At 30.4% G+C, this 11,525-nt stretch carries 12 protein-coding genes and 1 pseudogene; 10 read left to right on the top strand and 3 right to left on the bottom strand.

The window, feature by feature from the left end:
* Positions 1 to 452: 452 nt before the first annotated feature.
* The 4 genes and pseudogenes from CO726_RS29325 to CO726_RS33095 all read left to right on the top strand — a co-directional run.
* Positions 453 to 716, top strand: coding sequence for a hypothetical protein (locus tag CO726_RS29325; protein ID WP_099686628.1), 264 nt, complete (start codon positions 453 to 455; stop codon positions 714 to 716).
* Between the two features lie 233 nt (positions 717 to 949).
* Positions 950 to 1,510, top strand: coding sequence for a hypothetical protein (locus CO726_RS29330; RefSeq protein WP_099686629.1), 561 nt, complete (start codon positions 950 to 952; stop codon positions 1,508 to 1,510).
* Between the two features lie 199 nt (positions 1,511 to 1,709).
* A complete protein-coding gene (locus CO726_RS29335) occupies positions 1,710 to 2,054 on the top strand; it encodes a hypothetical protein (RefSeq protein ID WP_099686630.1) in 345 nt (114 codons plus the stop codon).
* Positions 2,055 to 2,062: 8 nt separating this feature from the next.
* Positions 2,063 to 2,280 (top strand): annotated as a pseudogene (locus tag CO726_RS33095) (hypothetical protein); the annotation flags it as partial.
* A gap of 715 nt (positions 2,281 to 2,995) precedes the next feature.
* Here CO726_RS33095 and CO726_RS29345 read toward each other — a convergent pair.
* Complete coding sequence (locus tag CO726_RS29345; protein ID WP_099686631.1) at positions 2,996 to 3,835, bottom strand: hypothetical protein; 840 nt, start codon at positions 3,833 to 3,835, stop codon at positions 2,996 to 2,998.
* An 87-nt stretch (positions 3,836 to 3,922) separates the two neighbouring features.
* On the bottom strand, positions 3,923 to 4,483 hold the full coding sequence (locus CO726_RS29350) for a MerR family transcriptional regulator (RefSeq protein ID WP_099686632.1): 561 nt from the start codon (positions 4,481 to 4,483) through the stop codon (positions 3,923 to 3,925).
* 442 nt (positions 4,484 to 4,925) lie between these two features.
* On the opposite strand from CO726_RS29350, the gene CO726_RS29355 reads away from it, so the two are divergent.
* From CO726_RS29355 to CO726_RS29375, 4 genes are all read left to right on the top strand, one after another.
* Positions 4,926 to 5,420, top strand: coding sequence for a DUF2716 domain-containing protein (locus CO726_RS29355; RefSeq protein ID WP_099686633.1), 495 nt, complete (start codon positions 4,926 to 4,928; stop codon positions 5,418 to 5,420).
* Between the two features lie 1,111 nt (positions 5,421 to 6,531).
* A complete protein-coding gene (locus tag CO726_RS29360; RefSeq protein WP_099686634.1) occupies positions 6,532 to 7,095 on the top strand; it encodes a hypothetical protein in 564 nt (187 codons plus the stop codon).
* A gap of 11 nt (positions 7,096 to 7,106) precedes the next feature.
* A complete protein-coding gene (locus CO726_RS29365) occupies positions 7,107 to 8,258 on the top strand; it encodes a hypothetical protein (protein WP_099686635.1) in 1,152 nt (383 codons plus the stop codon).
* Between the two features lie 628 nt (positions 8,259 to 8,886).
* Positions 8,887 to 9,078, top strand: coding sequence for a hypothetical protein (locus CO726_RS29375; RefSeq protein WP_099686637.1), 192 nt, complete (start codon positions 8,887 to 8,889; stop codon positions 9,076 to 9,078).
* A 78-nt stretch (positions 9,079 to 9,156) separates the two neighbouring features.
* On the opposite strand, the gene CO726_RS29380 is transcribed toward CO726_RS29375, so the two are convergent.
* Complete coding sequence (locus tag CO726_RS29380) at positions 9,157 to 9,801, bottom strand: MarR family transcriptional regulator (protein WP_099686638.1); 645 nt, start codon at positions 9,799 to 9,801, stop codon at positions 9,157 to 9,159.
* Positions 9,802 to 10,242: 441 nt separating this feature from the next.
* Here CO726_RS29380 and CO726_RS29385 point away from each other — a divergent pair, with 441 nt between their 5' ends.
* Together CO726_RS29385 and CO726_RS32045 are read left to right on the top strand one after the other, a co-directional pair.
* Positions 10,243 to 11,337: a Rap family tetratricopeptide repeat protein gene (locus tag CO726_RS29385; protein WP_099686639.1), complete on the top strand. Its 1,095-nt coding sequence runs from the start codon at positions 10,243 to 10,245 to the stop codon at positions 11,335 to 11,337.
* Positions 11,334 to 11,474, top strand: a complete 141-nt coding sequence (locus CO726_RS32045) for a hypothetical protein (RefSeq protein WP_169513108.1) — start codon at positions 11,334 to 11,336, stop codon at positions 11,472 to 11,474. The genes CO726_RS29385 and CO726_RS32045 overlap by 4 nt, the downstream gene beginning before the upstream one ends.
* The last annotated feature ends 51 nt before the right edge of the window (positions 11,475 to 11,525 follow it).

The raw sequence follows: 11,525 nt of genomic DNA on the forward strand, positions 1-11,525 counted from the left end.
CAATACTCCGAAAAAAAACAAAGAACCATCTATTCAAAAAATAATGCTAATGTCTGATGGAAATACTGGTGGTTAATTAGCTTTAAACTATAAAGAACACCTCTGAAAAATAGAGGTGTTCTTTATAGTTTAAATAAATTTATCATGTATCTTGGATACTCCCCTCTAGATAAAGACTTAGAAAATCAAACCTTAACATGAATTACCTATATATTCCAATGATATACTTTTTCATTCCATTTTTTTTCGGAATACATATTATTATATGTTCTGAAACGAAACCATCAAAATCCAGAAATTTATTTCGTTCCTTCTAGAAAATAAGTAGCCTATTTGTAAGTTTTTCCTATGTTTTTTATATTTTTTTTACATTTTTGGAAATACACTTCAAATTCACAAAAGAAATTGTTATGCTATTAATAGTATAAAATTATAAAGAAGGTGAGGAAAATATGTCATTTGTAAGTTTTTCATTGATATTTAACATTGTATTTATAATTTATATAATTATTTTAACTACAAAAATTAATGTTTTAAGAAATGAAAATATTAAACTTTTAAAAGAAACTAATGCTTTTGATGATTTAAAAACGGAAGTTAAACAAAAATTAGAGTTATCTACTGAAATGGAAACTATAAAATTTTTGCGTACAAAAAAAGGATTATCTATAATTGATGCTAAACAAATTGTGGATTCTGTAAAAAATAATAAGTAATATAAATTTAATATTTTAAGAGATAAATAATATTTAAAGGCTAGCGAAATTGCTGGCTTTTTTATTGGATATAGATTGATTATTTTTAATTTATCGAAATATTTATTCCGATAAAGAATAATATTCAGAAAATACATTCATTTTCATTGGGATATGTGTTATTATCTTTATAGGTATATACCATATAATTCTATTTTTGTTAATAAAATATAAAAAAGGGAGCGATTTGAAAAATGAATTTTAGAGAGCAAAAAATGAAATTTGCATGTGCTACTTTAGCTTTATCTGTAGGTTTTGGTCTTACAGCACCTAGTTTTTCTGTATCAGCAGCAGAAGTAAATAATGATTATTCTAGTCATATTCAGAATGAAAAAGGTGCTTTTTCTAAGGAACAAGTAGAACAACTTAAACCAGTTTTAAAAGCGATAGAAGATATCCCTGATCAATTACTAGTGGAAGGTAATGAAGACGCAATTAATGAATATTTTAAGGATAAAGATATTGCTTTAAAAGTTTCTAATGATGTACAGAGCTCAGTAGATAAACAGATACCTATTATGGGAGTTAGTGCTTGGGATTGTAGTTTAGCTATTGGTGAATTACTTGTCATGAATGCTATTCCAATTGCTAAGTTAGCAAAAATAAAAAAATACGTTAAAGCATTAGGTGGGGCATGGGAAACTGCTAAATTGCTAGTTGGTGCTACTACTGCTGGCGAAAAAGTGGCAGCGCTTTCAGCTTTAATCGCAGAGTTAACCGGTTTTACTAATGTAAAAAAAGAGTGTGGACTTTAAGTTTAAAGTTATTGAAAAAACCTCCTGCTTATGGAGGTTTTTTCAATAACTTTATTTAGTTTTTTGTTTTTCAATAATTGAATCGGAAATCCATTATATTATTTGAACATTTCGAGAATAAAAGAGGTTTAAAGTAATTATTTGCTATAAATGTGATATAATGGCAATTAATATCAATTATTTTTATAGGAGGATGAAAATGAAAAAGTTTTTAGTTGTAGCATTAACGTTTGGAATTGCAAACATAGGATTATTTGCTGGAAATGAAGTTCAAGCTACTGAAACTTCTAAGAGTTATTCTTTAAATCAAATAAATAATTCTAGTATTACAACTGGTACATATGTAGTAAATAAAGTGAGAAAAACAAGTGGAAAGATTTACATTGAGGCGTTTCCTAAAGGGACTTTTATTCCTGAAAACATGCCAAAATCTATAGCAGGGAATTTTGAAAAATCACAATTTGTCAGTATTGAAAAATTAAAAGTTGGTTCTGAAATTTCTTTTGTAATTTCTGCTTACGGTACTAAAATCTATGTTCTTTAAATTTTTATAGAATAGATTCCGATAGAGATGAAATTAATGCTAGAATATATGGATTATACATAAATCCTAATGTAATTCTTTGTGGAGATCGTGATAATATTAATCAAACACTACAAACTATGTTTATAAGAAACCAAAAGAATTAAAAAAATTACCAACAAAATTAAAGTATAACCTGTATGAATTTTCATACAGGTTATTTTATAACTTTATAGTTATAAAATAACAAATCGCTTGGTATTACTAACTTTTTTTCTACTTCGGGTACAGGCAACATTTTGAAAAAAAAACCACGTCAAGCAAATTTTGACATGAAAATTAATGATTTTAACAACGCTAAGGTTGTTTTAATGCAACACAATTTAAAACAGGGCATTAACGGGCAACCGAATCCCGACCTAGCTTCTTCGTTTCTCTCTCAATTTTGAGGTGGAGGTCTTACCGCCCGCGAATAACCGGATGAACCAACAAATGGGTTTTATCCACTGGTTATTTTTAAAAAACCTATAGTTGTTCCCATTAAGAACGGTTAACCAGCATCAACTGAACCAGATAATCCTAAAATTCAAAAACTCTTAGCCTGTTTTTTTTTTCAAAATGCTAGCGATACCCCTCCTTTTCTTTGCCCCCACTTCGCAACCGGACTGGCTTGCCACTCCGTACTGCGAAGACTAGGGGGCAAAGGTCGGGCGTGAAAGTCCTTTTATTCTTGTGTTTTGAATGTATACTTTCCTTACGAAAATATCTATTTTGCTAAAATTCTCTCAAAACACCATAAAATCAATAGAATGAAAGTAAACTTTTGAATATTAGTTTACATTCGAATCCCCTTAAACATTGACTTACCACCAAATCCACTGATATCCTCAAATTACGGAACAAAAGTATACATTCAAAACACTATGAATAAATGTTTTTCATTTCAAAAAATTTTTGTTCCCCTATTTTGTGAGTTCATTAAATATATACTTATCACTTACAAAACTATCTTTTCTACCTAATAAAAGTAATACCTTTAAAAAATACGGAAAATCATCTCGTTCTTTAACAGTAACAGTCACTTCTATAGAATCATTATCTTCATCTTCATCATTTAAACGCTTTTTCATTTCCTCAAAATATAAATTTAAATCAGCATAGTCTTGCATATTAGGAAGTTTCTCACTTTCAGATATTTGATAAGATATACTAGGTATATCATCAAAAGAATACCAAATTGAAAAGTACACATTAGTATTACTATTATCCTTATTCAAAATAAAATTAACTTCTGAAAGATGACTAATAAATGAAAGCATAGATTCTAAAACAGAAATAAAAGCTGATACAAGATCAAAATAAGTCTCAATATCCTCAATTTTAGGAAGCTGATATCCATGCTCCATCTTATTTCTAATCCGATTAAACCTAGATAAAGAAAAAGAACTAAATACACCAGCTTCTTCAAAAAATTTAAGTTTAGCCTCTAAACTTAAATTTTTTTTCTTAAAAACCTTAATTTTTAAAACATCTAAACATATATCTAACTGACAATCAATGGCTCTTCTTAAATGAGAAACACAATTAATAAGATGAACATGTTCAATGTTAGTTAAATTATTTTTTAGTTGTAAAATTTCATGTTCTGCAAACAATAAATAATCACGAGCAAATAAATCAAAATTAGGAAAAGATAAATTAGAACCAGAACCACCTTCAGTTTCTAATTCAAAAAAATTTTCGGCTAAAAAGCATCTTAATCTTTCAGTATTATTTTTTACTTTTGATATATCATCAATCATTACAACTCTCCTTACAATATAAATTTTTTATATAAAAACATAGAATAAAAATAACAAGAGAAATCCTACAAATAATAGCAATCATATTTAATTTTTAAACAAACCGAAAAAACCTTTCCGTTTTTGTTTCTGATTTTGCTTCTGCATATCTCTAATGTTTTCAAGCAATAACTGATCTCGTTTCTCTAGCTTCTTCTCTATAAAAACTTCTAATTCACTGTTTTTTCCTTCTACTTCAGTTAACTTTTTCTCCGTATTCGCTAAATGTTCTTTTGTCGTAACCAATTCATTCGTAATTTCTTGTAGTTTCTGAACGAGTGCTTGATTAAATTGATTTTGTAACTGTTGATTTTCTAATACTTCATTCAGTTTCTTTTCTAATTCTGATTTTTCTTCTTTTGAAACAAACGAATCAAGTTCTCCGTTTCGCCATGACCGAACTTGATCGTAAGACCATTTTTGTGCCTGTATTTTTTCTTTTATTGCTTTTAATTCTTCTATATTTTCCTTCGAGTATCTACGATGTCCTCCCTGACTTCGCTCCGTTTGTATATTAAATTCATTTGACCATACCTTTAACAAATCGGGTGTGATTCCTAAAAGATCCGCAACAATTTTCGGTGTGTGCATTTCCGATTTTAGTTCCAATTTTTATTCCTCCCCAAAAAACGGAATACGTTTTTCACTTAAAAAACACTATTAAATCAACATTCCAATCAAAATCGGAATGTACTTACAACCGATATGAAAACCGATTTTAAAAACGATTTAATTTCCGAAATACATTCCGATTTTACCACCGATATGTATTACTTCTCGATAATAACATCAAAATCTTTTTTTCTATATACAAGATTTTATACAAAAAAAGAAAAACGCGGATCCCTAGAATCCCCGCTACATCAACGATGTATAAAATCCTGTATACCAAATAAACAGACAAAAAAAGAAGAATCCCTGTACGTACAAGGATTCTATCAAAATAGTTGCTACCGATAATAATGTGTTATGTAAATTAGCAATGAATAGAATATACAATTTCATCGTGGTATTTTAATTATATAATAATATTAGAAAGTAGGTACGGAGTTTGAAAGAATGGATTTTGTTAAATGAACAAGAATATGAGAATGTTTGGGATAGATTTTATGATGAATTTGCTTTTAATCCTAATATAGATGGTGAACAGTCATTTAAATTTTCTTGTCCATATATTACTTATGATTTACCTAATCATTTTGAAGGAAAATGGACTGATGACGATGATTATATTTTTGATCATATATTATTGGAAGCTCTTATTTTATGTACCGAGAAACATGAATATATATATGCGTTAGATTGGCATCATGATAGCTACTGGATGAATCCTAGTTTAAATTTAAATCTAAACGAAAAGGATAATCAATGGAAAATCCCATTTTTTCCGGATGGAGATTATTATTTCTTTTTGCAAAAAGACTTTAAGTGGGGTTATTTAGGGCATCCATGGGAAAAAGTTATTTATATTTTCGGAGAAGAATTAATCAAGAATTTCAAAGAATTAAGGGCTAGTAGATTAAAAAGGACCAATAATAAAGTATAAATTTTACTTCCCATATCGAATTTTATATAAACACGAAAAGTCCTCCAGTTTGTTTAACTGGAGGACTTTTTATTCATTACTAAAAAGAAATATCTCTTTTTGCTAGATCTTTAATTTAAAATTCTAATAACCCCTTTGGTTTTTGCCCTTTTCTGGGGTCCCGTCCTACACTTTTTATTCCACGGTTCACTTGACCACGAGCCTCTACACCCTCAAACTCCCAAAGATAACCCCAGCGGGCAAAAACCGCCCTTCTGGGGCCACCTCTGATGAGTTTGCATGAGGGTGCCCCTCATGGTCAAGTGACTTTCGCGGCATAAACGTTCCGGACTCTGTGATCAACCCTTGTCTAGCTATTTTCTCATGTATTCCTATTACAGAATCCCTTCTATTCAAGTTACTATATTGTATAATATAGTTAAATCAGATTTTATGTGATATCACATAAAATCAAGTACATATTCTCCCCTCCGGGTAGCCCGATTTACCCGCCCTAACGGCGTCAAATCGGGAAGTTCAAGAGCATTCCACGGATCATCTCGCCGTCCTACGTCCTGCAAGATTCAAGCAGGGCAAAATACGCCTGCCTTGGCATGATAAAAGCTGATGCTTTTCCATGCCTGCGGTCAGACTCATTCATTTTTGATTCTCGCTACGCTTGAACCAAAAACAAGCTCGGCAAGCCGAGTGAATGGTCTTCAGGCGTATTTTGCCCTGCGGGACTTCCTGGCCAGAACGCTTCGCATCTGTCCAGATTCTTTTTCTAAATCAGCTAACGCTTCTTAGAAAAAGACAAATAAAATTGCCCTCCGGCATTTTTATTTGTTTGATCAAAATGTGATGCTGCACATCACATTTTGTATTCTCCAATCTATAGCTTTTCGCTATTAGATTGGTTCATTCAAATTCAGCTTCCGCTTTTTTGAATGAAATTAAATAAACATTTGTTTAACAATGTTTATTTAATACAAACGAATCATGTGTAAATGTGTAAATGTCCACATTTACACATTTACACATTTACACATGATTTATAACGAAGATACATAGCTTCGCTATGTCTTCCCAAATAATTTAATACACAAATATAGCAAAGACAGGAGGCATCCCTATGGCCGCGCCACGAAAACATATAAGAATTCTAAAAACAAAAGAAATCGAAGGCATGGATATGCTTTGGAAAACTGGAACAGCTACCAGAGAACAAATGGAAAGAGAATATAACATCAAAGGAGATCGCCTAAAAAAACTTTGTCATAGCGGCTATTTAGAAGAGCGAACAGGAAAGATTGTTCTAGGAGAAAAGGGAATAGAAAAGTTTAAAAAAGAAGGTAAAGAATATCAATATAAAACCGGTATCAATAACGCTAAGCATGATATTCGTCTCTCTGAAAAATACATCTCTCTACCAAAAGAAACAAGAGAAACATGGAAAACAGAAAAACAATTGCATTCAGAGGCCCAGAAAGACCACAGATACGATGATTTCAAAAAAAGAATAGTAGAGTCCCATCCGCAAGGAAAATTCCAACCAACGCCCGATGGAGCCGTCTATAGTGAAGCGCATGGCGGTTATATTGCCATAGAAGTGACAACACGTAACTATAAGGAGATTGATATTCAACAAAAACAAGAATTTGCGAAAACATTTTTATCCGGATATGAACAACTATAGGAGGAGAAAACATGGCAATACAACCAACATTTATCGTTCCACCTACTTTTTATACAGTACATGAAATTATGGATAATACGAATTCACCCTATATTTTAAACTTACATGACATTCAAGAAGATCCACATAAGAGAAAATTAAGTGATGAATTACATTTATTCATCATGAAGCATTATCATAATCTATTTACATTTATGCTTCATCATCAGCCCTACATGTTAAAATCACAGTTCCTAGATTTATTTGGCTATCAAAAAGGGAAAAAGAATAAGTCTAGAACACTTGGTTATGCAAAATTAAAAGAGTTAGAAGATAAACTACTAATTGGTTCTAAATCCTTTTATGGTACGGAATATATTTATTTATCTTATCGAGCTTACTATTATTTTGGCCAAGAAAAAAAGGTGCTACCAATTGCACCAGGAGAGAATGTACTCTTCCGCCACTTTACTCGTATGGAAGACTATCTAGAATTAAATAAACAATATACAGACCCAATATTATTAATCGCATTACTTTGCTCTCACGAGCATTATTATCTATTACATACAGAACCCTTTTTCCCAATTAACCCAATACAAGAAAAAGATACACGTTACTTTGGAGAATACTTCCCAAACAACAAAATACCTAAAAATCTTGATATGGAATTTGTAACTGACTTTCTGATAAAGACCAAAAAAGAAAATAGAGGATTGTGGTTAATTAATGAAGAGACACCCGATACTCAACTTCACGTACTTATTACATTCATAGATGAACTCTTTAAAATTCTTACTACACGTTGTTCTCTTAAATTACTTATTAATAATCAAAAAGAATCCTTACGGATCGTAGTAAATATTATCCCAATACCAGGAACATCTTATATCACAATTAACAACCTAATCGCTGATATCTATCATATTGAATTTTTATTAAAGATTTGTTTCGCAACAGTCATAACAAATTTTACTTTTATTGTGATGAGTCAAGATCATGAACGTGAGTTAAACAATGTTATAAGTAGAATTACTAAAATTAGAGAAAATAAAAAGAACTTACAACCATGGCAATCTATGATTGATCCAAAAAACATCAAAATCCGGAATACAAATCTATTTAGACGTTTAAATTTCAATGATTCCTACGAATCGCAGCGAGAGAAACCACTCCCACAGTAACCGCTTACTTATTGTAAGTTTTTTTGATCTTTCCCCTACTTTTGAGGTAGAGGCTGGTCGGGGTGTGGGGAGACCCCACGTATTACGTATCTAAAAAAGAAAGTAAAAATAAATTATAGGACGCTAGATCAAGCGGTTTGGCTCGTATAATGAATAGATCAAGCCGATATGCCTAAATCCTACTTTTGAGTTTATCGGCTTGGCGATGGAAGCAAACGAGCCAAAAAAAGTTTGGCAAGGATGCTAGAAAAAAGAAAAGTCTTCGACTTTAGACGAGGATTAACGAGGCGACTTTTTTCTAGCAAAGGTGGAGATTTTTGAATGATCTTCTCAAAAATACTACCTGTTCCTTGCGGAACTTTTAGCCCTATATATAAGAGTGAGAAGGGAAAAATAAAAAAAGTCAGTAATATCAAGGGTTTAAGAGACATAGGGTGTACCCAAAAGGGAACACCTGTGTACCAAAAAAGGAACACCTAAAAAATGGGAAAACACACAAAAAAAAAGAAAGCAATATAAAATTTACTCTCTTTTTAAAGTAATTTATACAAAATGTAATAACTTAATACATTCGGCATCAGCAAATAAATTCTCTGTTATACTAAAAGAAAAAAGGAACTGACGGATTATGACAAAATACACTGAAGAACAATTTTTATATTTTACAACTAGCTTGAATTACTTGGAGTCTATCAAAGATGATAGAGAAACATATTGGGATGCATATAAAAAGCTACAAAACTGGTTGCAAGAACAACAACTAAGTACCGCTTTTATTAATTGGGTTGAAAAACGATTAAAAAAGAGTTCTTACCGATAAAATTTCCAAAAGTGTACGGTGCACTTTTGGAAATTTTATCGGTTCATATTTTGCGGTCTATAAATGTTGGTGCTACTCCTAAAATAAATAAATTGGTAGTTTATGTTTTTTACCATCTTCAGTTACAAAATTTCTAAGCGCTTTTTTAAAGATTCTTTGAGTTGCTTTATCCACTCCATCTTTTGGAGAACAACACATAATATTAGGATTAACAAACCAAGTACGGCTTGTACAAATTCGTCCATCTTCTGTTGTCGTACCAGTTTCCGCAACCGCTAATAGTCCTTTTTTCATTAAACCATTCATTAATTGAGAAACTTTTCCTCTAGTTCTATTTAATTTCTTAGCTAAATAAGTAGGCGTTGCACTATCAGAATCAAATTCATTCTCTTTGCTAGCCCTTTCAACTAAAATATTTGTTTTAAACTCTACGTAAGGAATAAGATCCATTAGAAAGGCTTTTTCAGCGGTTGTTAAGTATTCAATTTCACTTAAATAATTATAATTATCCATAATAATCTGCACAAACTTCACCCTATCAGTAGGTTTCTTTTTCTTTCCGATAAAATAATTATCTCCAGTTGTATTATGTAAAATTTTTAATAACATTTGCTGTTGTTCTGATGACAAACCTATATCAGCCTGTTCTAAAAAATTCTCAATCTGATTTTCTCTAGATTTTGCTTTCTTTTCAGCTTCTTCAAAACTAACAATTTTTCTCATATAATTCGCTCCATCTTTCTAGTATTTACAACTAGCGAAGAGACTTTTATTTTGGTATTATGTATGTAGAATATTTTCTATGAGTTTAATACTCTAAGATACAAAAAAGCCTCTTCACTATGATTGTTGCGGACACTCCAATTATAGCATGAATGGCTTTTTTTGTTGTATCTTGTCTGACTTTTTATATTCACAAAAACACATATATACAGTTTCTCACATTTTTGATATCCTAAAAATGTCAATAAGACAAATACCTTATTTATACCCATTAGAAAAGAAACCTTATGTATAAAGGTTTCTTTTCTAATGGGTATAATTTTAAACTAAAATTAAAGGAATATTCAAAAAAATATATATCAAATTTAATAAAGTAAATATATGTCGAGGCATGATAAAATGAGTGGAAATAATATACATTTACAAAAAGGGGGCTACTTTGTGGACGTTCAAACAAAAAGTAATGAACAAATCACAAACATGTTAAATGACTGGTATATCGAAATTCGTGCTAGACATTTAGGTAATGCACATAAATTAAGGTTAGAAATTGATAAAAAAATCCACAACATAGAAGAAGACCAAAATCTACTTTTATACTATTCACTATTAGATTTTCGCCATCAATATCTAATGGATCATTTAAGTATTGGTAAAAATAGCTTTGACAAAATTGAATCTTTTCACACACCTACAGATAACCTTCTCTCATACTATTATTTCTTTTTTAAAGCCATACACGCAACTAGCATCGGAAACTACAACTTAGCAAAAAAATACTATGACAAAGCTGAAATAAAATTAAAAGAAATACCGGACCAACTGGAACACGCTGAATTTTATTATAAACTTTCCACATTTAGTTGCCACAATCAACAGTATGTTCCAGCTATCAAACAAGCATCTAAAGCAAAAGAAATCTTTTCTAAATACAAAGGATATGAATTAAACATAGGTTATTGTAATAACCTTTCTGGATTATCATGCACACATCTAAAAGAATACGAATTAGCTGAAGAATACTTTATATCAGCAATGGATATTTTCCAAAAAGAAAAAGAGAAACAAGCTATTTTATATGTTCGTCACAATTTAGGATTTATGTATGCAAATCAAAATCTATCAGAATTAGCAATTCGCTATTTATCCGAAATAAATAGCAAATCAACAAATAACTACAGGGCAATCTTAATTGAAGCATGCGAACATGCAAAACTAAATAATAACAATAAAGCATTAGAACTTCTCGAAAAAGGTCTAAAAATTAGTAACGAACTCAAAATTGAAGAATATCAACATCGATTTAAAATTTTACTAGCAATAAATAATGAAATACCTGGAGAAAAATTAGAATCAATAATATTAGCAGGGATGATCTATTTTGAAAAAGAAAATCTATATGAGTACATTCACGAATACAACGAAATATTAGCAATAAAATTTCACCATGAAAATAATTATTCAAAAGCAAGTAAATATTTCTATTTAAGTTCAAAAGCAAGAAAAAAATCTCATAATAAGGGGGCTTTAAAATGAAAAAAACAATCCTAACATTAATGGGAATTATTACTGTCTTTACTTTAACACTAAGTAATATCAATACTCCGAAAAAAAACAAAGAACCATCTATTCAAAAAATAATGCTAATGTCTGATGGAAATACTGGTGGTTAATTAGCTTTAAACTATAAAGAACACCTCTGAAAAATAGAGGTGTTCTTTATA

Source organism: Bacillus fungorum (assembly GCF_002746455.1).
Classification (GTDB): domain Bacteria; phylum Bacillota; class Bacilli; order Bacillales; family Bacillaceae_G; genus Bacillus_A; species Bacillus_A fungorum.

Bases quoted from the DNA above. Each gene is read 5' to 3' on its own strand.
- CO726_RS29365 (WP_099686635.1), top strand. From the start codon at position 7,107: ATGGCAATACAACCAACATTTATCGTTCCACCTACTTTTTATACAGTA.
- CO726_RS29360 (WP_099686634.1), top strand. From the start codon at position 6,532: ATGGCCGCGCCACGAAAACATATAAGAATTCTAAAAACAAAAGAAATC.
- CO726_RS32045 (WP_169513108.1), top strand. From the start codon at position 11,334: ATGAAAAAAACAATCCTAACATTAATGGGAATTATTACTGTCTTTACT.
- CO726_RS29325 (WP_099686628.1), top strand. From the start codon at position 453: ATGTCATTTGTAAGTTTTTCATTGATATTTAACATTGTATTTATAATT.
- CO726_RS29345 (WP_099686631.1), bottom strand. From the start codon at position 3,835: ATGATTGATGATATATCAAAAGTAAAAAATAATACTGAAAGATTAAGA.
- CO726_RS29380 (WP_099686638.1), bottom strand. From the start codon at position 9,801: ATGAGAAAAATTGTTAGTTTTGAAGAAGCTGAAAAGAAAGCAAAATCT.
- CO726_RS29335 (WP_099686630.1), top strand. From the start codon at position 1,710: ATGAAAAAGTTTTTAGTTGTAGCATTAACGTTTGGAATTGCAAACATA.
- CO726_RS29375 (WP_099686637.1), top strand. From the start codon at position 8,887: ATGACAAAATACACTGAAGAACAATTTTTATATTTTACAACTAGCTTG.
- CO726_RS29330 (WP_099686629.1), top strand. From the start codon at position 950: ATGAATTTTAGAGAGCAAAAAATGAAATTTGCATGTGCTACTTTAGCT.